This is a genomic window from Labrenzia sp. THAF82 (assembly GCF_009363435.1).
Taxonomy (GTDB): Bacteria; Pseudomonadota; Alphaproteobacteria; order Rhizobiales; family Stappiaceae; genus Roseibium; species Roseibium porphyridii.
In genome coordinates, this window is record NZ_CP045354.1 from 4887890 (window position 1) to 4914092 (window position 26203).

Genomic DNA, 26203 nt, shown 5'->3' on the forward strand with positions numbered 1-26203 from the left:
TTCCCCCTGTCCTGCCTCCGCTTTAACCGGTTGGAACCAGGATTGTCGAGAGGGTCGGGACCAAAGCGACAATAAACCAGACCACCAGGAGCGAGATCAGATATGGCACCGTGTACCTCAGAAGACGGAAATAGGGAACGCCCGTTACGCCCGATGCGACATAGAGGTTAAGTCCGTATGGCGGGGTGACGAAGCCAATTGACGCACCAACGAGGAAGATGACGCCGAATTGCAGTGGATCGACACCGACCGAATGGGCTGCCGGAGCAAGGATTGGCGCAAGGATGATCGTCACGGGCAAACTTTCAAGCACCATTCCTGCGACGAAAACAATCATCATCGATGTGAACAGAACGGCGTAGTAGCCCCCCATGCCCGTCACGAAATCGCCGATGATCTGCTGTGCACCAAGCACGGACAGTATTTGCTGCATCACCACAGACACAGCGATCAGCGGTGCGAGAATACCGGCGATCTGCGCAGAACGCATCGTGATGCGTGGCAGCTCCAGCGGGCCGAAACCTTTGACGACCAGGTATTCTCCGATGTTCCGTTCTTTGTAGCTGCGCTCTTCAGATGGTGAGCCCAGCAACTTGAACAGCGGCAAACTTATGAAACCGACCAGAACGCAGAATCCGACAGTAACGCCCGCAGCTTCTGTCGGTGAGAACTTGCCGGTGTAAATGCCCCAGAGCACGAGACCGATGGCAAAGAAGCCCAGCCACGCACCGGTTGCTGTCTTGAACACCCTGATGAAATCCAGCTGAATGAGATGACCCCAGGCATTTCTGCTGCAAATGACAAATGCGACCAGCATCATGGCGCCGACCATCATGGCACCGGGGACAATTCCAGCGAGGAACAACTCGGAAATCGGCAGGTTCAAAAGGAATCCATAGACGATGAAGATGATCGACGGCGGGATAATGATCCCCACCGTTCCACCGGCGGCGGCCGTCGCCGCTGAAAAGCGCTCGTCGTAGCCGCCCTTGACCATTTCCGGATGCAGCATCGATCCGATTGTTGCCGTTGTCGCTGAGTTGGAACCCGATATGGCGGCAAACAATCCGCACGCTCCAAGACTGGCCATCGCGAGACCGCCGCGCAGCCAGCCAAGGCAGGCATAAGCAAAGTCCGACAGGCGTTTGGCAATCCCCGATCGGTTGATCAGGTCACCAGTCAGAATAAAGAGCGGCATGGCAAGAAGCGCGAAACCGTCAGTAAATACGTCAGCAAGCGCCGCACCTGTGTTGATAAGGGGAAGGCCCAGCACAAAGCTCATGCCGATCACCCAGTATCCGATAACGAGAAACACCGGCACGCCGAGCATGAACAAGACTGTGACGCCGATTGAGATGAGAGTGGTCCAGGTACCGTCAGTCATGTCTTGAATTCCTCAGTCTGAGCCAATCGCGACGGCGCCGGTAAGCGGCTTTCCGGTCATCAGGTTTTTCACGTCAATCAACCAGTTCTCCATTGCCCGGGCCGCAATCAGCAAGAATGCGAGCGGCACGGAAATCAGGAACCACCACTGCAGCACGTTGTCGGTGCCGAGCATGATTTGGAAATTTGCAGCAGAGTTCGCCGCAACCTGTGTGGAGGTGACAACAACAACCCAGGAAAAGCCGAGCCATAAAAGGGCGTCCAGGGTAAGACACAAAAATTGTGCGGGACGCGGCATAGCCATTCGGAATTCGGAGAACGCCAAATGCGTCCTGAGCTTCACATTATAAGCGCAGCCCATCCACGTCATGATCAGGAACAGGAAAGGAGGAAGCGTGGTCGACCAAGGTGCCTGTACGTTCAAAACAAATCGCCGGAAGACCTCAACGAATATGATCGCACCTATCAGGAGATAGGTCGACGTCATGATTGTGGCTTCAAGGCTCCGCTCGATCCAGGGCACATAGTGATAGACAAGCACGATCAGGGCGCCGCCAATGAGGGTAACAAAGGCTCCGACAACCCAAGCTGCATCGGTTTTCAGGGCTTCACTGATCATCCAGGCATCGTTTGACAAAACAGCACTGAAGATCTCGGCAGCTTCGCTGACGATACTCATGACATGTCTCCTCCCAAGCCAGACCGTGTCTGGACTTTTGCAGCTGGTGACCACTCCGTTTCAATGCCGGCTCGTCCGGGCACCAGATCTGCAACGTAACCCATGGAGCCCACGGCACGTGCCATGGGGTTCTTGAAACACGTTTCTGAAAACGCGTTCCCTGGAAACGTATATGAAGTTCCCCTCAGGCCCCATCTGTGAAAAGGGCGGCGAGGTCCTCCACCCCGCCGCCGCTGTTTTCTTCTCGTCAGCCCTTCCACCAACGGCGAGGCTCTACGTTTTCCGGCTTCATGTCGGCCGGCACTTCGCGGGCCACACGATAGAGTTCCGCGTAGGTATCCATGCCGCCAGCCCAGTTGTTGATGCGCTCGCGCCATTGTGCCCAAGGCTCCGGGTTGAATTCCGGCGAACACATTTCCTCAGCCATCTTGATCTGATCATCAGCCAGGAAGGCCGGACGAACGTCGTTCTCGGCAAAGAGCGTGCCCGGCATGACCGGATCAGAGAATCCGACGGTCTTGACCAGCGCCGCCTCGTTGGCAGCCTGAACATGAACCTGCGCCAGATAGGCCGATTCCATAACCGCATCCTGCAGATTTGCATCAAGGCTGTCGAAGACCTTGGCGGACATGGCAGTGTGCTCGGTGCCACAGAAGAAACGCAGGTCAACCGATTGCGAAACGACCGGCGACATGTTGGCGTAGGCAACTGCAGAAGCCCAGGTTTCCGCGCCGTCGATCAGGCCTGTTTTCAAGCCATCCAGGGTCTCTTCCCAGGCAACCGGAACCGGGTTCAGGTTCAGAAGCTGCATGGCAATACGCCCCAGCTGGGTGCCGGTAACGCGGTTTTTGGTTCCGAACAGTTCTTCGAGTTTCGTAACCGTCGGCTTGTCCGCAAAAGACTGGCCAAGCTGGATGCCGCGCAATTCGCAGTGGCTGAAGAGGAACTTCAGGCCATGGCGTTTTTCGAGCGGATCGCGCAGGATCTTCTGAGATTCCGGGCTGTAGAGGAAATGATACTGAGAAGCACGGCCCGGGAACACATAGGCATAGTCAAGAACGTTCAGGTAGGGAGCGCCACCTGCAGAGTTCTGAGTCGACGCAGCGTAGATGTCCACGATGCCGTTTTGTGTTTTTTCAACGCAGTTCAACTGCCCACAGATCTGGTTGTCACCGATGAATTCAATTCTGATTTCACCATCTGTGCGCTCTTCCAGGTCACGCGCAAATTCCAAGCACCCTGCCCGTTCGATCAACAAGTTGCGCGCATTGAAACCCGCAGCTCCGAACTTCAGATTATGCTTTGCTTCCTTCTTGTAACGCTTTTCGTAAGTGGACTCCGCTGCTGAAGCCAGTGCGCTCAGAGAAACCGTGCCTCCGAGAGCGCTTGCTGCAAACAGTGTGGAAGACAGACCGTATCGCCCGGCGACTTGGAAAAACTCCCGACGAGAAACCCCATCAAGCTTATCCGAAATTTTCATGAACTCCTCCTCCGTGTTCATATTCGGCAATTTTTGAGACTTGCAGTATCATTTTTAATCATTATTGTTGCTACCGCAAGGAAAACTTCATTCGGTTCCAATTCGCGTCTTTTGGAGGGTCTGGTAGATGGGAGCGCAAAAAGCCGATTATATCGTCGTTGGCGGCGGTTCTGCTGGATGTGTGCTGGCAAACCGTTTGAGCGAAGATCCGTCGAACCGAGTGATCCTGCTTGAGGCGGGTCCGCGTGACTGGAACCCATGGATCCACGTACCGGTCGGCTATTTCAAAACCATGCACAACCCTTCGGTCGACTGGTGCTATCGCACTGAACCGGATGCTGGAATCAATCAGCGAACCATCGACTGGCCGCGCGGCAAGGTGCTTGGGGGATCATCTTCGCTCAACGGCCTGCTTTATGTGCGCGGTCAAAAGGAAGACTATGATCGCTGGCGGCAGATGGGCAACGAAGGCTGGGGCTGGGATGACGTTCTGCCACTGTTCAAGCGCTCTGAAAATCAGGAACGCGGAGCAGATGATTATCACGGCGTTGGAGGAGAACTTTCCGTTTCGAACATGCGCCTGCAACGGCCGATTTGCGACGCGTGGGTCGCAGCTGCCCAGGAAGCAGGTTATCCGTTCAACCCTGACTACAATGGCCCAACTCAGGAAGGCGTCGGATATTTTCAGCTGACGACCCGCAATGGCCGGCGCTGCAGCTCTGCTGCTGCATTCCTGAAACCCGCCCGCAAACGGCCGAATTTGCAGATCATCACCAAGGCACTGGTCCGCCGGATCGAGATTGAGGACGGTCGCGCCACCGGCGTCACGTATCTGAACGGCACCGGCAAAGAGCATACAGTCCACTGTTCTCGTGAGGTGGTGCTGTCCTCCGGTGCAATCGGGTCGCCACAGATTCTCATGCTGTCGGGTGTCGGCGACGCAGAACATCTCAAAGACAACGGCATTGAGGTGCAGAACCACTTACCGGCCGTCGGCAAGAATCTTCAGGACCACCTGCAGGCCCGTTTGGTTTTCAAATGCAACGAGCCGACCCTGAATGACGAAGTGCGCAGCCTTTTCAATCAGGCACGCATATTTGCCAAATATGCACTGTTCCGCGCGGGCCCCATGACCATGGCCGCCAGTCTTGCCGTGGGTTTCATGAGAACCGGGTCGCATGTCGAAACACCCGATATCCAGTTTCACGTGCAGCCCTGGTCCGCAGATAGCCCCGGCGAGGGAGTGCACCCGTTTTCCGCTTTCACCATGTCGGTTTGCCAGCTGCGCCCGGAAAGCCGCGGCGAAATCAAATTGAGCGGCAATGACCCGCGAACCTATCCGAAAATCCATCCGAACTACCTGTCAACGGAGCTGGATTGCCGCACCATCGTGGAGGGTGTGAAAGTGGCGCGGAAAATTGCCCGGCACAGCCCGTTGAAATCGAAGATCTCGGAGGAATTCCGCCCATCCAATGATCTCGATCTGGAGGACTATGAGGGAACTCTTGATTGGGCCCGCAGTAATTCCTCCTCCATCTATCACCCGACGGGAACCTGCAAGATGGGGCAAGGGCCGGGATCGGTCGTCGATTCCCGGCTTCGCGTGCACGGCATTCGCGGTCTCAGGGTCGCCGATTGCTCGATCATGCCGGAAATCGTCAGCGGCAATACCAACGCTCCCGCCATCATGATCGGCGAGAAAGCCAGCAACATGATCCTGGAAGACCGCGCGGGTTCGATCTGATCACTATTTTTTTGAAATCAGGAGACGCACTATGAAGATGACGACGGAAGAGGCATTCGTCAAAGTACTGCAGATGCATGGGATCGAGCAGGCATTCGGCATTATCGGGTCAGCGATGATGCCCGTGAGTGACCTGTTTCCGCAGGCTGGAATCAATTTCTGGGACTGTGCCCATGAGACGAATGCCGGTCTGATGGCGGACGGGTTTACCCGGTCCACCGGAAAGATGTCGATGGCCATTGCACAGAACGGTCCCGGCGTGACTGGCTTCGTGACACCGGTCAAGACAGCCTACTGGAACCACACGCCTCTCTTGCTGGTGACACCGCAGGCAGCCAACAAGACCATCGGTCAGGGCGGCTTCCAGGAAATGGAGCAGATGAGGCTTTTTGCCGACAGTGTCTGCTATCAGGAAGAAGTGCGCGATCCGAGCCGGATACCGGAAGTTCTCAACCGCGTCATCATGCAGGCGTGGCGCTGCAGCGCACCGGCGCAAATGAACATTCCGCGTGATATGTGGACCCAGGTGATCGACGTCGATCTGCCACAGGTCGTCGCGTTTGAACGTCCTGCCGGTGGTGAACAAGCGGTCAGCGAAGCCGCCAAGCTTTTGTCGGAAGCCGAATTTCCGGTGATCTTGTCTGGTGCCGGAGTGGTGCTGGGTGGCGCGATCCCGGATGTCGTTGCACTTGCCGAACGACTGGAAGCCCCGGTTTGCTCCAACTATCAGCACAATGACAGCTTCCCTGGCCAACACCCCTTGGCGGCTGGTCCTCTTGGCTACAACGGCAGCAAGGCGGGCATGGAGCTGATTGCCAAGGCTGATGTCGTGCTCGCACTTGGCACCCGGCTCAATCCTTTCTCGACGCTTCCGGGCTATGGCATCGATTACTGGCCGAAACAGGCGAAAGTGATTCAGGTCGACATCAATGCCGACCGCATCGGTCTGACCAAGAAGGTTACAGTCGGTATTCAAGGCGACGCTGGCAAGGTTGCGCGTGGAATTCTGGCACAATTGGCCCCTAATGCAGGCGATAAGGGTCGGCAGGAACGGCGTGACCTGATTTCGGTGACGAAATCATCCTGGGCGCAGGAGCTCTCAAGCCTCGATCATGAAGATGACGATCCGGGCACCGAATGGAATGTGGGTGCACGCGAACGCGACGCTGATCTGATGTCCCCACGCAAGGCCTGGCGCGCGATCATGCAGGCAGTTCCTGAGGACGCGATTGTGTCCTCCGACATCGGCAACAACTGCGCAATCGGCAATGCGTATCCATCCTTCCGGCAAGGCCGAAAGTACCTGGCACCTGGCCTGTTCGGTCCATGCGGATACGGTTTTCCATCTATTCTCGGCGCAAAAATCGGCAACCCCGATACGCCTGTGATCGGCTTTGCCGGGGACGGCGCATTCGGCATTTCGATGAACGAGATGACTGCATGCGGACGAGACAACTGGCCGCCCATCACCATGGTGATTTTCCGAAACTACCAGTGGGGGGCAGAAAAGCGGAACACGACGCTGTGGTACGACAACAACTTTGTCGGTACGGAGCTTGATCGCGATACATCCTATGCCGGCATCGCACGAGCCTGCTCGGCGGAAGGCGTATTGGTCAAGTCGCAGGAAGAACTGACTGACGAACTACACAAGGCTGTCGAACGTCAGATGAAGGAAGGCAAAACCACTTTTATTGAAGTGCTGCTGAACCAGGAACTCGGTGAACCGTTCCGGCGGGATGCGATGAAAAAGCCGGTCGTTGTCGCCGGTATCGACAAGGCCGATATGCGCCCGCAACAAGGCGCTGCCTGATCCATTGAAACACTAAGCGCGGCGGCGAAACCACTGCCGCGTTCCAGTTTCTTTTGAATGCGCAATCAAGGATTGGCGCAATGAAATCATTTGTCCCGACAACCGCACAATTACAGTCGCTTTTTCCCGGCATCGCCGTCTCTGTCCTGATTGCCATATCGGCGCAATTCCTGTCCGAGCATTACGGTGCACCAGCCATGCTCATGGCGTTGCTTCTGGGGCTTTCCCTGCACTTTCTTGCGGAGGAAGGCACACGCACCGAGCCTGGCATCTCGCTCTCGGCACGCACGGTGCTGCGGCTCGGTGTTGCGCTGCTGGGCGCCAGGATCAGTGCCGACATGCTGGTAGGGCTTGGCACCCCGATGATCGCGCTCGTGATCTCAGGCGTGCTCGTGACAATCGTATTTGCGCTGATTGTCTGCCGTCTTGTCGGACGCTCCATCGGCTTTGCGTTGTTGACGGGTGGGTCGGTCGCAATTTGCGGGGCCTCGGCAGCCATGGCCATTGCTGCGGTCCTGCCAAAACACGACAAATCCCAACGGGATCTTGTCTTCACCGTGCTTTCGGTGACGGTCCTCTCGACGATTGCCATGGTGCTCTACCCGATGCTGTCGAACCTGTTCGGATTCAGCACCCGTGACAGCGGCGTCTTTTTGGGTGGGACCATCCACGACGTTGCTCAGGTTGTCGGGGCAGGGTTTTCGATAAGCCCTGAAGTTGGCGAAAACGCCACTCTGGTTAAGCTGATACGGGTCGCCATGCTGGCGCCGGTGGTGTTGATTTTTTCACTTGCTTATCGCTCCAGCAGCAAGGCAACAACCGGCAACAAACCTCCCCTCCTCCCTGGCTTCGTCGTTGGCTTTCTGATCTTGGCGATATTGAATTCAATCGGCCTGATCCCGCCCTTCATCTCCGAAGCCGCCGGCAATTTGTCTCGATGGTTTCTTCTGATTGCCATCGCAGCGGTTGGTCTCAAGACCTCCTTGAAAAAGATGCTCGACGTCGGCGGTGTTGCCATCGCGCTCATCGTTGCTGAAACGGTGTTTCTGGGAGGCTATGTTTTGATTGGCCTTCGCCTGATCGACTAGGGCTTCATATGCTTCTGAACAGCTTTTTGGACTTTCGGTGTCCTCGAGCGCACTATCGACGGTATTGCAGTGCTAGTCTGAGTGTCGGGATCAATTGAACTTGATGAACCGATACCAGGAGACCAATGCCTCAACGCCCGGATATCAAGGATCTCAGCCTGAAGGCCCTGGAGCTTTTCCAACTATGCGCCCGCCGCGGGTCGCTTCAGGCTGTTGCGACTGAAACCGGCCTGTCGCCAAGCACCGTTTCACACCATTTGCGCAACCTTGAAGGTTCTTTACGCGTTCAATTGATAGACCACTCACGGCGTCCGCTAGTCCTGACACCAAAGGGCAAGGTTTTCCTTCGCAACATTGACGATGCACTGCATGCATTGCGCAAGGCCAGAGCCGAGGCCGCTGTCGGGGACACGTCCGATGCAAGTTTCCTGAGAGTGGGAGCAATTGAAGATTTCGACAGCGACGTCATTCCCTCGCTCGCCGTCTCGCTGTTTGAAAGCATGCCCAAGTGCGACTTCGTCTATCACACTGATTCAAGCCACAGGATCGTGGAGATGCTGAAGAATCGGGACCTTGATATCGGCATTACCGCGACTTCAAATGAGCGGTTTCCTGATTGCGTTGAGCGGCCACTGCTGCGTGACCCGTTTGTCATGGTATTGCCGAAGAGCCTGGAATGGCCGCCCGCCGAGGTCTTGAACGGCAAAACAAACCTGCCATTTCTCAGATTTTCAAGCAATCTCGTGATTGCCCGGCAGATCGAGGCTCAACTGCGGCGGATAAACGTTTTGCCCGCGCACCGGTTCGAGTGCGACAACAACCAGACGCTGCTTGCGATGGTCGCAGCCGGGACAGGTTGGGCCGTTACCACACCCCTTTTGTTTTCAAGAGCCCGGCGCTTTCACACGCATATTGAGATGCACCGTTTTCCGGGAAAAGGGTTTGCGCGCACGCTGGCAGTGTTGGCAAACGACGATTGTTCCCGTTCAGTGCTGGATCTGGTGGAGACGTCCGTGCGCGACCTTATCCAGGAAAAGCTCATCAAACCCACTCAACAAAATGCGTCCTGGCTGGCGGAAAGCTTCAGGCTGCTCGACTAGGTTCTGGGATTGAAATAACTGGGAAGTTCCAGCGGACCTTCAAAGGATCTTGAAGCGGCTTCTGATATACCGGTCTTCTTCCTTGTCGAGATAAACCGGGTGATGGCTGTTGAGAATATCCGTTGCGCGTTCACGCGCCCGCCCCCAGGCATCTTGTGCGCCGTTTTGCGCCCAGGTTCTCGGCTCGTCCCGATCCGCGAGTGCAGGGTAAAAATAGTCCCGTTCCATGGCCTGGTAAGTGTTTTCGCAGCCTAGAAAATGTCCTTCTCCCAGAACTGCGTCTCGAATGGTTTCAAAGGCGAGACTTTTCTCAGTCACCTCTATGCCGCGTAAGGTGCGATAAGTGAGAGAGTGCATTTCATCATCCAGCACGAAGGCCTCAAAACTTACCCCCAGCAGCGATGCCGTCATGCCCGAACTTTCGTAAATCAGGTTGCCACCTGCCAGTGCTGCCGCAAGCGATGTAATGCCCTTTTCAACACCGGCCTGTGCATCGACAGCCTTGGCATCGGTCATGGAACAGGCAACGCCGGAGGGAAGCCCAAGCCAGTTCGTCAATTGTGCGGAAGCGGCGTTCAAAAGGGCTGTTTCGCCACCACCCCCTGAAAAGGCACCTGTGCGCAGGTCCACAACAAGTGGCCAGTTGGAAAAGATCATCGGAAACCCGGGGCAAATGGCGTGCACCATGACAAGGCTCGCAAGAGTTTCCGCAAGTGATTGCGCCAGAAAACCAGCCAATGTCGCCGGTGCCGTCGCACCTGCCTGGGCGGCCGTGATACACGTCATCGGTATCTTGTGACGGATGCATTCATAGACCACCCCAACGGCGTCCTCACCATACTTCAGAGGAGAGATCACCGGGCTGATATGCGCCTTCAGAAACGGTCGTTTTGCGAACTCACCGCTACCACCGGCAGCAACATCCAGCATCTCCACAATTGGGCTCACATGTTCCGGCAACGTGAAAGAGGTCGCGATCGGTTTGGTGGTGTTTTTGAGAAGCGCATAAACGGTGTTCACATCCAGATCGAAATTGTCCGGAACATCCGTTGCAACGCAGCAGCGGGTAAACCAGCTGACATTCTGCAACACGTCCTGAAGCCGGGCGAAATTGTGAAGGTCCGCAAGCGTCGACGGTCGATAAAGACCGGTTTCCATATCAAGCGTTTGAACTGCCGCGCCTCCCGTTCCGAAATAGACCCGGTCACCACCGACCACAATCGACCGTTGCTCATCCCTCCCGTGAAAAGTGAAGGATTTGGCGGCCGAAGCGATCGCAGCCTCAACAAGCTTTTGGGGAAAGCACAGTCTGTCGCCACTCGCTTGCTTTGCGCCCGCAGCCAGCATATCGGTTCGAAGCCGAGCTGGCACCTCTCCCATTCCCAGATGCGAAAGCAAGTCAAGTGCGGTTTGAAAAACCTGACGCAGTTCATGGTCTTCGAGCGGCCTGTACCGCCCCCCCAGCTGACCGGGCGGACACGGGTCGATCAAAGGTTTTGCGGCCCGCATTGCCAATCGCTCCTTGCGGCCACCTCTCTTCCTCAGACCTCCCGCCATGACGGACCCTCCAGAACCTTTGCAGGCAATTTCAGAAGATCCACAAAGCCGGTGCAATGAAATTGAGAAAATTTTGAAAAAATCGTCTTTATATTTCTAATTTCTCGAAATTATAGATCGCTACATTGTCGGCAGTCTGGGCATTCGGCTTTATGGGCGCTTCACCGAATTTGGAGTTTAACTGAATGAAGTCGCGTACCAGGGCCGTGGTCATCGGCGGAGGCATTGCTGGATGCTCAACGCTCTTTCATCTCACGCAAGAAGGCTGGAGCGACGTTGTCCTCGTCGAACGCAATGAGCTGACAAGTGGCACGACCTGGCATTCAGCAGCCCAAGTGACGAATTTTGGCATGAACCAAACGATGGTCGGCCTCAAAAGTCATTCCATCCGCCTGTACAAGGAACTTGCGGAGAACCCTGATTACCCGATCAACTATCATCATGGCGATGGAGGTATGCGGCTGGCGAATACCGAAGCCCAGATGCAGGGTTATCGGCATTTCGCCTCCATGGCTCGTGCAATGGACGTGCATTTTGAAGTTATTGACGCAGACGAATGCGCCCGCCGTCACCCGCTGGTTTCCAAGGATAATCTCCTGGGTGGATTGTGGGATCCCCTGGACGGCGACATCGACCCTGCTCAATTGTGCCAGGCCCTCGCCTTTCATTCCCGCAAGGCAGGCGCTGAAATCTACCGCAACACCCCCGTAACGGCTTTAACCCAACACCGGGACGACACATGGACGGTGCATACCGAACACGGAGATATTGACTGCGATGTCGTTGTCAACGCGTGCGGCTATCGGGTCAATGAAGTCGCCGCCATGATGGATGTGCACCACCCGGTCGCCTCCATGGAACACCAGTATTTTCTTACCGAAGACATTCCGGAGATTGTTGCGGCAGGTCACCGGATGCCGCTCATTCGGTGCCCCATCAGCGACTATTATTGCCGCCAGGAAAAACAGGGACTGCTGATCGGTTTTTACGAGCAAGGCTGCAAGACCTTCGGCATGGATGGCATTGACCCAAACTTCGTCAACGCGCTGTGCCCAGACGATCTCGATCGCATCATGGATGTTTTGGAAGGCGCATTTGCAAGAATGCCCGCGCTTACAAGTGCCGGAATCCGCTCGGTAATAAACGGCCCCATAACCTATACGATTGACGGGGCACCGCTTGTCGGCCCCATTCCGGGCAAGCGAAACGCCTTTTGCATAATCGGCCTCAGAGCTGGCCTTGGAGAAGGTGGCGGCCACGGATGGCTTCTGGCCCAGCAGATCGTTCACGGCGAGGCCTGCTACGATACCTGGTGCATCGACCCGCGAAGATTTACCGGGCATGCCAATGTCGAGCTGACATCAGTGAAAGCGATCGAAGACTATCAGAACGAATTCCGTTTTCACTTTCCACATGAACACCGACCTGCTGGAAGACCGGCCAAAACAACCCCGCTCACGCCCATATTGAAGGTCGAGGGTGCAGAGTTCACTGTGGTCAATGGCTGGGAACGCGTCGACTACATCAAGCCAAATGAAGCCTTTCATCCCTCACTTGGCTACGGGTTTGACGAAACGTTTGAGGTGGTCAAGCACGAGGTTGAAAACGTCCGGGACAACGTCGGCCTTTGCGAAGTCAATGGTTTCAACAGAATTGAGATTTCAGGCGCCGACTGGCATTCCTTTCTGGATCGTCTCGTCTGCGGCACTGTTCCAAAGCGCGATGGCCGTGTCGGACTTGGCTATCTTCTCAATCATCATGGCAGGATCAAATGCGAAGCAACATTTGCAAACTTGCCAAGGAGCGATCGCGGCCCAGCCCGCGTCTGGTATGGCTCTGCCGCTGCAAGTGAATTCCATGACATGGACTGGCTGCAGCAGCACCTTCGAGACAACGAAGATGTTGAGATCAAAAGCCTGACCAATGATCAGACCATCCTTGTTCTTGCCGGACCGAATGCAAGAAAGGTCCTGTCCGGATGCGCACGAGGCGACTGGTCCGCTGAAGCCTTTCCGTGGCTTAGCGTCCGCGAGTGTTTTGTCGGATTTGCGCCTGCCACAGTCATGTCAGTGAGCTTCTCCGGTGAATTGGCCTATGAAATCCATGTTCCGAATGCGTCGCTCTATGGCGCATATCTTGCGCTCCGAAAGGCAGGAGCGCCGTTTGACATGAAGCTGTTTGGTGCGCGCGCGGTGGAGACCATGCGCCTGGAGAAAGGCTTTTTCCACTGGAAGGCGGATCTTCTGACTGAGTTCAATCCCTTTGAGACCGGCCTCGATCGATTTGTGAAAATGTCCAAGGACACATTCATTGGAAGGGCCTCCCTTCAAGAACACATGGCGAATGGGCCAACCAAAAGGATGGTTACGCTGAGAATTGAAGCCGAGCATGCGCCGGCGCCACCGGGAGCCTCGCTCATGATGGATGCGCGAGTCGTCGGTACGGTGACGTCCGGCGACTGGGGACACAGGGTTGGACTGAACCTGGCCTATGCCTTTGTTGACCCGGCCTGTTCAGAAGTCGGAAACACCATGACGCTCGATCTGTGCGGCGAGTTGATCACGGCGACCGTCATTCCACATTCACCATATGATCCCGGACATCTACTCATGCGGAGCTGATCCGTTAGACCTTTTGTGGACCCGGTATTGCGCTTTCAAAGGGAGTTACCCTGTGAACTCAAGTGTCAGGCTGCGCCGTCGAGGACGAGACCGTCGGCGCAATGCACGATGATTTCCGAGACCTGCCGGCAATCATCCAGTGAAAACGTAAGCGGGATCCGCATGTCGAACAAACCTGCGAGAACGTCGTCGGTCTGCGGCAATATCTGACTTTCCAAATACCGCCAACTGTGATGATTTGAGGTAAAGGCAACGGGGTCCCTGTCGCCGAACCATTTCAGTTCCACACCCAATGATTTGGCATCAGCCACAAACTGCCTCGCATCAGGCTCAGCAATTTCTGGAATACGGAACTGGATAGAGCTGCCGACATAAAACTCTTTCGATGAGCGCTCTGGCACGACAACTGTAGCCGAGCGGCCCAAGTGCGTGGCGAAAAGATCATAACGTTGATTCCAGCGCTGAATGTTTGCTTCCAGCGTTGCAATCTGAGGCTTCAGGATTGCTGCTCTCAGATTGTCCATCCGGCCGGACATGTTCGGGGTATCAAGGCGCGCGTCGGTAAAGTGCTGCCTTGCAGGCGCTGCACCATGTCGCTCATAAAGCATGTATGAGCCAGAGAGCATGATGGCCCGGGCCATGAAGTCAGGATCATCAGATGTCAGAAGTCCTCCTTCCCCGGAATTGACGTGTTTATAGGTCTGTGCCGAGAAACACCCCCCCAGGCCGAAATTTCCACTCAGAGTCCCGTCCCAGCGTGCGCCCATTGTATGAGCGCAGTCTTCAAGAAGCGTCACGCCGGTCTCGTTCAGGATCCCAACAAGTTCATCCATGTCGCACAGGTGTCCGCGCATGTTCGACAACAGCAGGAACTTCGCGTTGCTGTCGGTGATTTTCTTGCGCAGATCGTTCAGGTCGATCACAAGGTTCGGTGTAATCTCAACAAGAACAGGGACTGCGCCAACAGATGCAATCGCACCTGGAACCGGGGCTAGGGTAAAGCTGTTTGTGAGGATCTTTTCACCTGGGACAACGCCAGCTGCACGCAGTGCAATCGACATGGCATAACCGCCAGAGGCGCAGGCAAGGCAGTATTTTGCACCTTGAAAGGCTGCATAATCTCGCTCAAGCTCACTTGCGACGCTCAACTCGCTGCCCAGGGTATTATAGCGATGCAGGCGGCCGGATTTCAAAACGTCCACCGCAGCCGCGATCGCTTCGTCTGGAATGGCTTCCTGTTGCGTAAATTGCCCTGTGAACGCTCTCAAAATCCACCTCGCCTCGTCAGCGGTCAAAATGACCGGCGAATGATCCTTATTGAAAACGAATAGTGCTGGCGCGCGCGCGATGTGCAAGCAGATAATTCACCTTGCGCAAACAGGAAATGCTTAGCGCCTGCCTGCCAGCTTGGATTTGACCTTCAACCGCGAGGCAGCGCCACGTACATGAGCGGCCATGGCATCGCGTGCAGCGGATTTGTCAGACGCCTCGACTGCATTGAGAACTTTCAGGTGTTCTGCAATCGTAATGCCGACCAGATCTTTCCTTGCATGTAGGCTGGACGTCGCCCGGGTGGTGTCTTTCAGCCGGGACGAAATATATCCGATGATGCCGGAAAGATAGGTGTTTCCCGTTGCATTTCCGAGTGCGCGGTGAAACGCGGCATCTGCTTCCAATCGCTCTTCATCGAATTGCTCTTGTCCTTCCATCTCGGCAAGTGCATTTCGCATATCCTGAAGGTCTTCAGCGCTTCGGCGTTCAGCTGCGAGCCCTGCAGCTTCGATTTCCAGGATGCCGCGCAATTCGAACAGATCGGCAAGATTGTCCGACTTGCCGAGCGCACGAATATCGACACGGAACGTTTCACGCTCCGACACCGGTTTGACGACGGCACCGCGTCCTTGGCGGGATTCGATGACGCCATCCGAACGCAGCCTCGCGATGGCTTCTCGCACGACATTGCGGCTAACGCCAAAAGTGTCGGCAAGGCTGTGCTCTGTCGGTAATGAGTCACCGGGCACCAATTCGCCATCGGTGATCTTGGCCATGATGTCAGCAGCTATCTGATCCGGCAAAAGAGACGCCCGCTGCACCTCCCTAAATTGCGGCATCCCCGCTCCTCCATGCATTGTCTAGTGCCGTTTTTCCACGGCTTTAATGTATGCATAGGCGAAGGGTGCCCACTTGTCGACCTAGGGGCGTTCCGTATGTTTCAAAGACATTACAGTTGAATGACACCTGTCTAAAGTGCGTAGATCACTTCTGCTGCCCTGACGGCGGCAGATGCCCTGTTCTCAACGCCGAGTTTGACGAAGATCTGCTCCAGATGCTTGTTCACCGTGCGCGGGGACAAACCGAGGATTTCACCGATGTCCTTGTTCGACTTGCCTTTGGAAATCCAGATCAACACCTCTGCTTCCCGATTGGTGAGATCAAAACGCTCCTGCAAGGCGCTTATCTGTCCGGCTTCGTTTTCAGCAGTCACCCGAAACAGGTTTTCATCAGGTCCGACGCGGCCAAGCGGATGCAATTGAACCGACAGCTCTTCCGACAGTCCAAGCATGAAGCTTTTGCGCCGGTCGTTTGCCTGTCCGGCGCCGTCCAACCAGTCGCCCAATGCCCGGCCCAATCGGAAGAGACTGTTTTCCGCAGTGCCAGTGCGGGCAAGAAGGTTCTGGATCTGTGGCGTCGACCAGAGGACTGCCCCTTCTCGCGACACTGCCACGAGATGGCGCCCTGCCGCATCAAGTGCAACATGCGCACTTTGCACAGAGCGCGCATTTTTCAGATGCACCTTGATGCGTGCTTTCAACTCATCAACGTCAATGGGCTTGGTGAGGAAGTCCACGCCCCCCGATTCCAGGGCCCTGACCACATGTTCAGTCTCAGAAAGACCTGTCATGAAGATAATCGGCACATGCTTTAATGCAGGATTGTCCTTGATCTTGCGGCAAGTGTCGAACCCGTCAAGGCCAGGCATGACTGCGTCCATCAATATCGTGTCGGGTGTCACCTTATCGCACACGGACAACGCGGCTTCACCGCTCGTCGCAACCAGCACGGCAATGCCGGTCTGCTTCAGCGCTTCAGTGACGAAGCCCAGCGTTTCCGGGCTGTCGTCAACGACCAGAACCGTATCGCGGCGCTCATCCGTCATGTAATTCCAATCCGCTCAAGAAATCTTTGTAGGCTTTGAAGTCGAAACGCGTGAGATGTCCCTGCAAGGTTTCGGTGAGTGGGCGGAATTCCGGCGTTTCGGCAAGCTCGGTCAATTTCGCTTCGATGCCTTCCACATACCCGATCTCTGCAAGCGAGATCAGATCCGCCACCTGATCGGCTCCAGGTGAGCGCAATTTCGTAGCAGGCAAAGGAATTCGGTTTTCAAAATTTGGTTTTTCAGTCCAGATCAGCGACAGGTGTTTCTGCAAAAGGTCGAACAACTGGCCAATATCAAATGGCTTGGCCAACGTCGCATCATGATGAGAAGGGCCATCGGGCCGCAGAGCCTGATCACCGATATTGGCCGACAACATGACAATCGGTGCAGTCACATTCCGGTCCCGCAGGGCCTCTGCAAGTTCCCATCCATTCATGCCGGGCATCAAGATATCGATGAGATAAAGATCGGGTTCCTTCTCAAGGATATTGCCCAGGCAGGTTTTTGCGTCCTCTGCTTCCAGAACGGTGAAGCCTATTGGTTTGAGAATATCGCTCACCAAGGCGCGATGGTCCGGATTGTCATCGATTACTGCGATTGTGCGGTGCTGGCCCTCATAGCCACGAACCTGGCGTTCAAGGCGAACGGTATCAACCGGGCGATCCACGGCCGCAAGCATGAGCCGGACTTCAAATGAAGCGCCTTTTTCCGGCTCGCTGGCGAGCGCGATCGCACCTCCCATCGTCTCAGTCAGCAATTTGGTGATCGTCAATCCGAGCCCGAGTCCGGGCGTCCTTGCACCGCTGGCTGCCTTGCTGCGGCCGAACGGTTCAAATATCTTTCCCTGTTCTTCCAGAGCAATGCCAGGGCCGCTGTCGCTCACAACAAAGCTGGCGACCTGGGACCGATAGCTGATGGACAATGAGACCTCACCCGCGTCCGTGAATTTGATCGCGTTCGAGAGCAGATTGACTAGAATTTGCCGCAGCCGCTTTTCGTCTGTCCGAACGAAAACCGGCAAGTTGCGAGCCCTGACATAGTTGAAACCGAGCCCTTTGGCGGCAGCCTGCATGCGGAACATGTCGACGATCTGGTCCAGAAATTCGTGAAGGTTGATTTCATTGGAATAGATCTGCAATCGTCCCGCCTCGATGCGGGAGATATCCAAAAGACCGTCAATCAGTCCAGAAAGATGCTCTGCGCTTCGGCGTATAGTGCTGACGGCAGGCTTGCGCGCGGGCGGGAGAGTTTCATCCCGCTCGAGGACCTGCGCATACCCCATGACCGCGTTCAAGGGCGTTCTGAGTTCATGGCTCAGTCCGACCACATAGCGGCTCTTGGCAAGATTGGCCGCTTCAGCGTCTTCCTTTGCCTTCTGCAAGGCCGCGTCCGTTACACCGTGGGCGTCGATTTCCTTTTGAAGGAGCGCGTTCTGGCGTACTGACTCTTCTTCCGCAACTCGGCGGGTGTCGTGGGCCAGAACCAGAAACCAGCAGGCGATGCCCGCAACGATGGCGAAAACGAAGAAAATCAATGCAACGGTTTGGGCAATAATCCCGGTTGGATCGCCAAGCCGGCTTGCTGCCTGCGCATAGATAATCCAGAGCACCAAGCCGATGCTGGTCACCGATAAGAACGAAAAAAGGGCATAGCGCCCGAGCCGGGACCGGAAATGGACAAGCATTCTTTCGGGCAAGACCGTTCCTGCGACAGCCCCCACCTGATAGGAAAGGCGCGCTTTCGGTTTACAGGAATCGTGACATCGAGCGTCCAACGAGCAACATAGCGAACAGATTGGAGCGCGATAGGCCGGGCAATAAGCCATGTCTTCGGGCTCGAACGGGTTTTCGCAAATGGAGCAGGCGATCTGATCGGCGCTCTGCCAGCTCTGCCTCGGCTTTCGCGCCAGATAGTAGCTTCCCCCGGTCAAGTAGGCGATCAGAGGTGCTGTAACAAAGGCGATCCCCATCGCCAGGAACGTTGCGAGTGCTGCTGCGATCTCACCGAACATGTCAAAATGGGCCGCAAGGGCCAAGCCCGCCGCCAACAACATTGCCCCGGTGCCGACCGGATTGATGTCGTAAAGATGCGCACGCTTGAACTCGATGCCCGGAGGCGACAGGCCCAATGGCTTGTTGATGAACAGATCTGCCGAGATGGCAGACAGCCAAGCCATGGCAACAATGGAGAAGATACCAAGTGTTTCTTCCAGAAGCCCATAGATGCCGAGCTCCATCAAGAGCAGTGCAATACCGACATTGAAGACCAACCACACCACCCTGCCCGGGTGAGCATGGGTCAGGCGTGAAAAGAAGTTCGACCATGCAAGCGATCCTGCATAGGCGTTCATGACGTTGATCTTGAGCTGGGCCACGACGACAAACGCCGCCATTAACAGCAGCACCAAGGTCTCGTTCGGGATCATGTAGCCGAAAGCAACAGCATACATACGCGCCGGTTCATCCGCGTGTTCAACCGGCACCCCATGGGACAAAACAAGCACCGCTAGGAAGGACCCCGCGATCATTTTGGGAGCACCCAGAACAACCCAACCGGGTCCAGCCAGAAACAGAGCGAGGCGGTGCCGCTTCCGGGCGAAATCCTGAGCGGGAAGAAACCGAAGAAAGTCGACCTGTTCGCCGATCTGGGCCATCAATGCCAAAATAACTGCGGAGGCAGCACCAAAGCTGACGAGGCTGATGTTGTCCCAGCCTCCTCCAGTCATCGCCGGTGCGCCTGTTGCTGGATCGATACCGGAAAAACTCAGCCACTCACCGACGGCCTGCCAATCCGTTAAGGCGATGAAAACGAAGGGCAGAATGTTGAGAATAATCCAGAAAGGCTGTGTGGCCAGTTGAAACCGGCTGATCCAGGTAATGCCATGCGTAACGAGCGGAATGACCGCCACTGCACTGATGATGTAGCCAAGCCAGAGCGGGACGCCGAAAGCAAATTCCAGCGCGCTCGACATGATCGACGCTTCAATGGCGAAGAGGATGAAGGTGAAGCTGGCATAGATGAGCGAAGTGACCGTTGAACCAATATAGCCGAAACCCGCGCCTCTGGTCAGAAGATCGATATCTACGCCGTAGCGCATTGCATACCGGCTGATCGGCAATCCAATTACGAGAAGAACAAGACTGCCGACCAGAATGGCAAGAAAAGCATTTGCCGTTCCATGTGAGAGCGTGATGGCGCCGCCGATGGCCTCGAGTGCCAGGAAGGAAATGGCTCCAATCGCTGTTTGTGAGATCGCGCGCGAGGAAAACTTGCGCGCACTCTTGGCGGTGAAGCGCAACGCATAGTCTTCAAGCGTCTGGTTGTTGACCCATTTGTTGTATTGGCGCCGAATGGGCAGAATGCGTTGACGGGCATTCATTTGGCGGGCCTCGCAGCCAAGACAGCATTCGGCTTCTTCAACCCAAAAACTGCGTGTGTGCGTACCGTCATGAAGCAAGTTACTGCCTCATAATTCAGCACTTGCCTGCTTTTTCGGCAAACACACGTCCTCATCAGCCCGTTTTCCCGCCCCGTTATCCTGGTTAGCCAAAACACTCAGCATTTTTCGTGCCGAACCGGCCTTATCTTCGTCGCAACCCCGTTTTGGTCACTTACGTCAATTGACGTATGTTGCGCTGCAACAGTTCCGGCGCACGATCCTTCCCCGACAGCGGCAGTCCTTCCAGCCGCCATTCGCCGGCCGGGAACCGGCGACGTCATCGAAAAGGGGAACTCATATGAAAAAGTCTTTTACCAAACTCGCATTGGCAGGCCTGATGGCCTCCACAATGATCGGCGGCGCAGCTGCAGAAGAAACCATCAAGGTTGGTATCCTGCACTCGCTCTCCGGCACCATGGCGATTTCGGAAACAACGCTGAAAGACGCTATGCTGATGCTCATTGAAGAGCAGAACAAAAAGGGTGGTCTTCTCGGCAAGAAACTCGAGGCGGTTGTCGTCGACCCCGCATCGGACTGGCCTCTCTTTGCGGAAAAAGCGCGTGAACTGATTGAAGTCAACGGTGTCGATGCGGTCTTCGGCTGCTGGACCTCCGTTTCGCGCAAATCCGTTCTGCCGGTTTTTGAAGAGCTGAACTCACTTCTGTTCTATCCGGTTCAATACGAAGGTGAAGAATCACAGCGCAACGTCTTTTACACCGGTGCGGCACCGAACCAGCAGGCCATTCCTGCAGTTGACTACCTGATGAATGAAGAAGGTGTCGAGCGCTGGGTCCTGGCTGGCACGGACTATGTTTACCCGCGGACAACCAACAAGATCCTGGAAGCTTACCTGAAGTCGAAAGGTGTCGCTGAAGAAGACATCATGATCAACTACACGCCATTCGGTCACTCCGATTGGCAGACGATCGTTTCCGACATCAAGACCTTTGGTTCCACTGGCAAGAAGACCGCTGTTGTGTCCACCATCAACGGCGATGCCAACGTTCCTTTCTACAAGGAGCTTGCGAATGCCGGCATCAAGGCCGAGGACATTCCGGTCGTTGCATTCTCGGTCGGTGAAGAAGAACTTGCAGGCCTCGACACAGAGCCGCTCGTCGGCCATCTGGCTGCCTGGAACTACTTCCAGTCCGCAGACACCGACATCAACGCTGAATTCATCGACGCCTGGCATGCCTTTATCGGCGACGAAGAGCGCGTGACAAACGACCCTATGGAAGCCCATTTCATTGGCTTCAACATGTGGGTTGAGGCCGTTGAAAAGGCCGGCACGACCGATCCCGATGCCGTGATTGACTCCATCGTCGGTGTGACGGTGCCGAACCTGACTGGCGGTTACAGCGCAATGATGCCGAACCACCACATCACCAAGCCGGTCCTGATCGGTGAAATCCAGGATGACGGCCAGTTCGAAACCGTCTGGGAAACCTCCGGCCTCGTCGTCGGCGACGCCTGGTCCGACTACCTGGAAGGCTCCAAGGACCTGATTTCCGACTGGCGTGCTCCGATGTCCTGCGGCAGCTTCAACACTGCTACCGGCGAGTGCACCGGCTCCGGTTCCTAAGGGATCCACCAGAACAGGGGCGGGCCTTCACTTTGGCCCGCCCTATCGGCTCGGTTCGTGACGCGGACAACAAAGGTCTCAAAGGATCTTTCCCGCCCATCGATATCCAACAGTCTCAATTGGATGAACACGCCGACATCCAAGGCACCGGTTTCCCGCTTTGCGGGCACCACCAAGCGGTTCCTCAAAGAGAGACCGCCATCTCAAGCTCACAACGCCGGTGGACACATGTCCTTCTTGAAATCCTTATTCCTGATCCTGGGTCTTGTCACTGGCGCCATCACGAGCCCAGCACTTGCCCAGTCCGAGCCGGAAACGCTCCGCCCGTTGATTAACGAGCTTGCCAAAGGCAAATATGCCGAAACGGAACAGCAGATCGGCGCCCTGGCTGCAACGGGCGATCCTGCTGTTGCACCAGCGCTGAAAGCACTCAGCGAAGGCGATCTCTTCTTTCGCAAGTCCGACGGCGCCGTCTTCATCGCTGAAAAGCAAGGCAAGTCTTATAACCTGACGGATCCATTGACGCTCGAGACAGCAGGGGAAGCCGGAAGACGCGAAGTCAAAAAAATCAAGGTCAACAACAAGCTGCGCCGGGTGATCCGGTCGGCGCTTGGTTCCTTGACGCTGATGGCATCGGACCCGAAGGTGCGGCGACAGGCGGCTGTGGCAATTTTCAAGGCCAAGGATCCGGACGGCATTGAAGCACTTGATGTCGCACTTGCTGCAGAAGAAGACGAAGGTGTGCGCCGTGTCATGGAGCAGGCTCGTGCGGCAGCCGTTTTGAATTCAGATCTTGATGAGACGCAAAAGCTTGACGCTGTTGCCACTCTGTCGGACATGGGCAACAGAGATGCCCTTTCGTTGCTTTTAAGTGTCAGAGCCTCGTCTGAAGGCGCGGTCCAATCCGCTGCAAGCGACGCCGTTACAAAGATTGAAAAGTCAATTGCCGCTTGGGATGCGGCCCAAAACATCTGGTACGGGGTGTCGCTGGGATCGGTTTTGTTGCTGGCGGCAATCGGTCTTGCCATTACGTTTGGTGTGATGGGCGTCATTAACATGGCGCATGGCGAGATGGTGATGATCGGCGCCTACACCACTTTTGTGGTTCAAGACGTGATCCGCACCTCTATGCCGGGGCTGTTTGAATACTCGCTCTTTATTGCGCTTCCGCTTGCCTTCATTGTCGCCGGCTTGATTGGGATTGCGATCGAACGCGGCGTCATACGCTGGCTTTACGGTCGGCCTCTTGAAACCTTGCTCGCAACATGGGGCATTTCACTGATCCTGCAACAAGCCGTGCGCTCGATCTTCGGGCCGACCAACAGGGAAGTCGGCAATCCTGACTGGATGTCTGGAGCGTTCGAGCTTGGACAAATGACAATCACCTATAACCGGATGTGGATCATCGTCTTTGCATTGCTGGTTTTTGCAGGACTGATGCTGGTTCTCAAGAAAACTCCCTTTGGCCTTTATACACGCGCGGTTACACAGAACAGGCGCATGGCCGCCTCGATGGGCATTCGCACCCCATGGATCGACGCACTGACCTTCGGGCTCGGATCGGGCATTGCCGGGATAGCGGGTGTCGCGCTCAGCCAGATCGACAACGTCTCTCCCAATCTCGGCCAAGGCTACATCATCGACAGTTTCATGGTTGTCGTATTCGGTGGGGTCGGAAATCTCTGGGGCACACTCGTCGGTGCGATGACACTCGGGGTCGTCAACAAGTTTCTTGAGCCTTATGCCGGCGCCGTGCTCGGCAAGATCTTCGTGCTCGTCTTCATCATTCTCTTTATTCAAAAGCGTCCAAGAGGCCTCTTTGCCCTCAAGGGCCGGGCAGTTGAAGCATGATGTCTTCCTTTCTCTTCCGTGCGATGGACGCAAAAGCCGGACTGTTCCTGGCGATACTCGGAGCAGCGATTGTCCTCATTCCGGCTGGCAATCTTCTGGTTCCGGAGACATCGCCCTTCCATGTGCCGACCTATGCCGTGACGCTAATGGGCAAGTACCTGACCTATGCGCTGCTTGCCCTGGCAGTTGATCTGGTCTGGGGTTATTGCGGCATTCTCTCGCTCGGCCACGCCGCGTTTTTCGCGCTTGGCGGCTATGCCATGGGCATGTATCTCATGCGTCAGATCGGTACCCGTGGCGTTTATGGCGACCCGGTCCTTCCAGACTTCATGGTGTTTTTGAACTGGGAGCACTTGCCCTGGTACTGGTATGGCTTCGACATGTTCTGGTTCGCCGCGCTGATGGTGCTGCTGGTGCCAGGTGCTCTTGCCTTCGTGTTCGGCTGGTTCGCGTTCCGCTCGCGTGTTACCGGCGTATACCTTTCCATCATCACCCAGGCGCTTACCTACGCCCTCCTGCTTGCCTTTTTCCGCAATGACATGGGCTTCGGCGGCAACAATGGTCTGACTGATTTCAAGGACATTCTCGGCTTCGATATTCAGGCCGACACGACCCGCGCCGGCCTGTTTGCAGCCTCAGGCCTTGCGCTGGTCTTGTGCTTCCTGATTTGCCGGTCGATCACGCGTTCAAAGCTCGGCAAGGTTCTCGTAGCTGTTCGCGACGCGGAAAGCCGAACACGTTTTCTGGGATACCGGGTCGAACACTACAAACTGTTTGTTTGGACCCTGTCCGCCATGATGGCAGGGATTGCAGGCGCGCTATATGTGCCGCAGGTCGGTATCATCAATCCAGGCGAGTTTGCGCCTGCGAATTCCATCGAGGTGGTCATATGGGTGGCCGTTGGCGGACGAGGAACACTGGTCGGTGCAGTTCTCGGTGCAGTTCTGATTAACTTTGCCAAGACCTGGTTCACCGCGGCACTACCGGACATCTGGCTGTTTGCTCTTGGTGGACTTTTCGTCGTGGTCACGCTGTTCCTGCCGAAGGGAATTGTCGGCACTCTTAGCTCCGGTTGGACCGCATTAAGGCAACGCAAGATATCCGCCAGATATGAAGCTGGTTCCGATCAACCGCCAAGCCCTGCGCCCCACTCTCCAGGTGCTGCTGCAAACGTCTCCCCTAGATCCGAGAACACTGCACCTAACGCCTCTGGCGCAGCCAAACCACAGCCTGCGGAGTAAGTCGATGGCCCGAGCAACAAGCCTTCTCTATCTCGATGGCGTTTCCGTTTCCTTTGACGGCTTCAAGGCGCTCAACGAGCTTTCATTGATCATTGCTCCAGGGGAAATGCGTGCCATTATTGGTCCCAATGGAGCCGGTAAGACGACCATGATGGACGTGATTACAGGCAAAACCCGCCCAGACACTGGAGAAGTTTTTTTCAATGGTGCCATTGATTTAACAGGTGAAGACGAAGCATCGATTGCCGAGCTCGGGATTGGCCGCAAGTTTCAAAAACCAACGGTGTTCGAAAGTCACACGGTTTGGGACAACCTTGAGCTTGCGCTTAAAGCTCCACGTGGCCCGTTTTCAACCCTGTTTCACGTCATCGCTCAGAGCGAAAAGAAACGCATTGACCACCTCCTTGATCTCATACGGCTTGGGTCGAAACGCTATGAACTGGCCGCCAACCTAAGTCACGGCCAAAAGCAATGGCTCGAGATCGGCATGTTGCTTGCGCAGGACCCGAAACTTCTGCTGGTTGATGAGCCTGCGGCTGGAATGACCGACGCGGAGACCGCCGAAACCGCGGAACTGTTGAAAGATATCGCCAAGGACCATTCCGTTGTGGTCGTCGAACACGACATGGTCTTCGTGCGATCCCTGGATGTCAAAGTTACCGTGCTTCATGAAGGTTCGGTGCTGGCGGAAGGGTCGCTTGATCATGTATCCGCGGATGAGCGGGTTGTCGAAGTTTATCTGGGCCGTTGAAACATGCTGCAAGTTGAAAAAATCGATCTTCACTATGGTGCTGCCCAGGCGCTCAAGGGCGTCTCGCTCAACGCCGAAATCGGCAAGGTGACGTGCCTGATGGGCCGCAATGGTGTTGGCAAAACCTCGACTTTGCGCGCAGTTGCCGGCCAGCATGGCATAAGCTCTGGCAAGATCGTGTGGGATGGAACCGACATCTCCACGCTGCCAGCGCATGCGCGCGCAAAAAGCGGCATTGCCATCGTGCCCCAAGGCCGTGAGATTTTTCCGCTCCTGTCGGTGAAGGAAAACCTGGAGACCGGCTACGCTCCAGTGAAACGCCAGGATCGAAATATCCCGGAAACGATCTACGAACTGTTTCCGGTCCTGAAAGACATGCTGAACCGGCGCGGCGGAGATCTCTCCGGAGGTCAGCAACAACAGCTCGCCATTGCACGTGCACTTGTTACCCGGCCAAGGCTTCTGGTCTTGGACGAGCCGACTGAAGGTATTCAACCGTCTATCATCAAGGATATCGGACGGGCGATTTCCTGGCTAAGGGATCAAGGCACCATGGCCATTGTGCTTGTCGAACAGTATTTTGAGTTCGCGCGCGATCTAGCAGACGACTATTCCGTGATGGACCGCGGCGAAATCGTTCTCTCCGGGTCCGGTGCTGACCTCTGCGAGGCCGAAGTCAGGCGTTTCCTTACAGTCTGAGATCTTGACGGCTGCCCA

General features: G+C 55.7%; 19 protein-coding genes. 10 read left to right on the forward strand and 9 right to left on the reverse strand.

Annotated features, from left to right (window positions below):
* Nucleotides 1-22 precede the first annotated feature (22 nt).
* The 4 genes from FIV00_RS22425 to FIV00_RS22435 all read right to left on the reverse strand — a co-directional run bounded on the left by FIV00_RS22425 (nt 23) and on the right by FIV00_RS22435 (nt 3542).
* A complete protein-coding gene (locus FIV00_RS22425; RefSeq protein ID WP_152502840.1) occupies nt 23-1384 on the reverse strand; it encodes a TRAP transporter large permease in 1362 nt (453 codons plus the stop codon).
* A gap of 12 nt (nt 1385-1396) precedes the next feature.
* Nucleotides 1397-2062, reverse strand: coding sequence for a TRAP transporter small permease (locus tag FIV00_RS22430; RefSeq protein WP_152502841.1), 666 nt, complete (start codon nt 2060-2062; stop codon nt 1397-1399).
* Entirely contained in the window at nt 2059-2187 is a 129-nt protein-coding gene (locus FIV00_RS30450) for a hypothetical protein (RefSeq protein WP_256366665.1), read from the reverse strand. The genes FIV00_RS22430 and FIV00_RS30450 overlap by 4 nt, the downstream gene beginning before the upstream one ends.
* 122 nt (nt 2188-2309) lie before the next feature.
* Nucleotides 2310-3542, reverse strand: a complete 1233-nt coding sequence (locus tag FIV00_RS22435) for a TRAP transporter substrate-binding protein (RefSeq protein ID WP_152502842.1) — start codon at nt 3540-3542, stop codon at nt 2310-2312.
* Nucleotides 3543-3669: 127 nt separating this feature from the next.
* Here FIV00_RS22435 and FIV00_RS22440 point away from each other — a divergent pair, with 127 nt between their 5' ends.
* The 4 genes from FIV00_RS22440 (at nt 3670) to FIV00_RS22455 (ending at nt 9287) form a co-directional block, all read left to right on the forward strand.
* The gene (locus FIV00_RS22440; protein ID WP_152502843.1) at nt 3670-5286 is read left to right on the forward strand and encodes a GMC family oxidoreductase; all 1617 of its coding nucleotides are present in this window, start codon (nt 3670-3672) and stop codon (nt 5284-5286) included.
* 31 nt (nt 5287-5317) lie between these two features.
* The gene (gene xsc / locus FIV00_RS22445; RefSeq protein ID WP_152502844.1) at nt 5318-7099 is read left to right on the forward strand and encodes a sulfoacetaldehyde acetyltransferase; all 1782 of its coding nucleotides are present in this window, start codon (nt 5318-5320) and stop codon (nt 7097-7099) included.
* A gap of 80 nt (nt 7100-7179) precedes the next feature.
* Nucleotides 7180-8187: a YeiH family protein gene (locus tag FIV00_RS22450; RefSeq protein WP_152502845.1), complete on the forward strand. Its 1008-nt coding sequence runs from the start codon at nt 7180-7182 to the stop codon at nt 8185-8187.
* Nucleotides 8188-8312: 125 nt separating this feature from the next.
* The gene (locus FIV00_RS22455; protein ID WP_152502846.1) at nt 8313-9287 is read left to right on the forward strand and encodes a LysR family transcriptional regulator; all 975 of its coding nucleotides are present in this window, start codon (nt 8313-8315) and stop codon (nt 9285-9287) included.
* 39 nt (nt 9288-9326) lie between these two features.
* Here FIV00_RS22455 and FIV00_RS22460 read toward each other — a convergent pair whose 3' ends face one another.
* Complete coding sequence (locus FIV00_RS22460) at nt 9327-10844, reverse strand: trimethylamine methyltransferase family protein (protein WP_152502847.1); 1518 nt, start codon at nt 10842-10844, stop codon at nt 9327-9329.
* Nucleotides 10845-11029: 185 nt separating this feature from the next.
* On the opposite strand from FIV00_RS22460, the gene FIV00_RS22465 reads away from it, so the two are divergent.
* Nucleotides 11030-13465, forward strand: a complete 2436-nt coding sequence (locus FIV00_RS22465; protein ID WP_152502848.1) for an FAD-dependent oxidoreductase — start codon at nt 11030-11032, stop codon at nt 13463-13465.
* A gap of 65 nt (nt 13466-13530) precedes the next feature.
* On the opposite strand, the gene FIV00_RS22470 is transcribed toward FIV00_RS22465, so the two are convergent.
* The 4 genes from FIV00_RS22470 to FIV00_RS22485 form a co-directional block, all read right to left on the reverse strand.
* Nucleotides 13531-14733 (reverse strand): DegT/DnrJ/EryC1/StrS aminotransferase family protein, encoded by a 1203-nt coding sequence (locus FIV00_RS22470; protein ID WP_152502849.1) that lies wholly within the window; start codon nt 14731-14733, stop codon nt 13531-13533.
* 120 nt (nt 14734-14853) lie between these two features.
* The gene (locus FIV00_RS22475; RefSeq protein ID WP_173006105.1) at nt 14854-15576 is read right to left on the reverse strand and encodes a FadR/GntR family transcriptional regulator; all 723 of its coding nucleotides are present in this window, start codon (nt 15574-15576) and stop codon (nt 14854-14856) included.
* Nucleotides 15577-15707: 131 nt separating this feature from the next.
* Nucleotides 15708-16622: a DNA-binding response regulator gene (locus FIV00_RS22480; protein WP_152502851.1), complete on the reverse strand. Its 915-nt coding sequence runs from the start codon at nt 16620-16622 to the stop codon at nt 15708-15710.
* Complete coding sequence (locus tag FIV00_RS22485) at nt 16612-20001, reverse strand: ATP-binding protein (RefSeq protein WP_152502852.1); 3390 nt, start codon at nt 19999-20001, stop codon at nt 16612-16614. Before FIV00_RS22485 ends, FIV00_RS22480 begins: the two co-directional genes overlap by 11 nt.
* A 358-nt stretch (nt 20002-20359) precedes the next feature.
* Here FIV00_RS22485 and urtA point away from each other — a divergent pair, with 358 nt between their 5' ends.
* From urtA to urtE, 5 genes are all read left to right on the forward strand, one after another.
* Complete coding sequence (gene urtA, locus FIV00_RS22490; RefSeq protein WP_152502853.1) at nt 20360-21643, forward strand: urea ABC transporter substrate-binding protein; 1284 nt, start codon at nt 20360-20362, stop codon at nt 21641-21643.
* Between the two features lie 228 nt (nt 21644-21871).
* The gene (urtB, locus tag FIV00_RS22495; protein WP_152504389.1) at nt 21872-23494 is read left to right on the forward strand and encodes an urea ABC transporter permease subunit UrtB; all 1623 of its coding nucleotides are present in this window, start codon (nt 21872-21874) and stop codon (nt 23492-23494) included.
* Nucleotides 23491-24735 carry an urea ABC transporter permease subunit UrtC gene (urtC, locus tag FIV00_RS22500; RefSeq protein ID WP_152502854.1) on the forward strand — a complete coding sequence of 415 codons (1245 nt, stop codon included), beginning with the start codon at nt 23491-23493 and terminating at the stop codon, nt 24733-24735. The genes urtB and urtC overlap by 4 nt, the downstream gene beginning before the upstream one ends.
* 4 nt (nt 24736-24739) lie before the next feature.
* On the forward strand, nt 24740-25486 hold the full coding sequence (gene urtD, locus FIV00_RS22505; RefSeq protein WP_152502855.1) for an urea ABC transporter ATP-binding protein UrtD: 747 nt from the start codon (nt 24740-24742) through the stop codon (nt 25484-25486).
* A gap of 3 nt (nt 25487-25489) precedes the next feature.
* On the forward strand, nt 25490-26185 hold the full coding sequence (gene urtE / locus FIV00_RS22510) for an urea ABC transporter ATP-binding subunit UrtE (RefSeq protein WP_152502856.1): 696 nt from the start codon (nt 25490-25492) through the stop codon (nt 26183-26185).
* Nucleotides 26186-26203 lie beyond the last annotated feature (18 nt).

Bases quoted from the DNA above. Each gene is read 5' to 3' on its own strand.
- FIV00_RS22450 (WP_152502845.1), top strand. From the start codon at position 7,180: ATGAAATCATTTGTCCCGACAACCGCACAATTACAGTCGCTTTTTCCC.
- FIV00_RS30450 (WP_256366665.1), bottom strand. From the start codon at position 2,187: ATGGCACGTGCCGTGGGCTCCATGGGTTACGTTGCAGATCTGGTGCCC.
- urtB (WP_152504389.1), top strand. From the start codon at position 21,872: ATGTCCTTCTTGAAATCCTTATTCCTGATCCTGGGTCTTGTCACTGGC.
- urtC (WP_152502854.1), top strand. From the start codon at position 23,491: ATGATGTCTTCCTTTCTCTTCCGTGCGATGGACGCAAAAGCCGGACTG.
- FIV00_RS22465 (WP_152502848.1), top strand. From the start codon at position 11,030: ATGAAGTCGCGTACCAGGGCCGTGGTCATCGGCGGAGGCATTGCTGGA.
- FIV00_RS22485 (WP_152502852.1), bottom strand. From the start codon at position 20,001: ATGAATGCCCGTCAACGCATTCTGCCCATTCGGCGCCAATACAACAAA.
- FIV00_RS22425 (WP_152502840.1), bottom strand. From the start codon at position 1,384: ATGACTGACGGTACCTGGACCACTCTCATCTCAATCGGCGTCACAGTC.
- urtE (WP_152502856.1), top strand. From the start codon at position 25,490: ATGCTGCAAGTTGAAAAAATCGATCTTCACTATGGTGCTGCCCAGGCG.
- FIV00_RS22435 (WP_152502842.1), bottom strand. From the start codon at position 3,542: ATGAAAATTTCGGATAAGCTTGATGGGGTTTCTCGTCGGGAGTTTTTC.
- urtA (WP_152502853.1), top strand. From the start codon at position 20,360: ATGAAAAAGTCTTTTACCAAACTCGCATTGGCAGGCCTGATGGCCTCC.
- FIV00_RS22480 (WP_152502851.1), bottom strand. From the start codon at position 16,622: ATGACGGATGAGCGCCGCGATACGGTTCTGGTCGTTGACGACAGCCCG.
- FIV00_RS22475 (WP_173006105.1), bottom strand. From the start codon at position 15,576: ATGCCGCAATTTAGGGAGGTGCAGCGGGCGTCTCTTTTGCCGGATCAG.
- xsc (WP_152502844.1), top strand. From the start codon at position 5,318: ATGAAGATGACGACGGAAGAGGCATTCGTCAAAGTACTGCAGATGCAT.
- urtD (WP_152502855.1), top strand. From the start codon at position 24,740: ATGGCCCGAGCAACAAGCCTTCTCTATCTCGATGGCGTTTCCGTTTCC.
- FIV00_RS22430 (WP_152502841.1), bottom strand. From the start codon at position 2,062: ATGAGTATCGTCAGCGAAGCTGCCGAGATCTTCAGTGCTGTTTTGTCA.
- FIV00_RS22460 (WP_152502847.1), bottom strand. From the start codon at position 10,844: ATGGCGGGAGGTCTGAGGAAGAGAGGTGGCCGCAAGGAGCGATTGGCA.
- FIV00_RS22440 (WP_152502843.1), top strand. From the start codon at position 3,670: ATGGGAGCGCAAAAAGCCGATTATATCGTCGTTGGCGGCGGTTCTGCT.
- FIV00_RS22455 (WP_152502846.1), top strand. From the start codon at position 8,313: ATGCCTCAACGCCCGGATATCAAGGATCTCAGCCTGAAGGCCCTGGAG.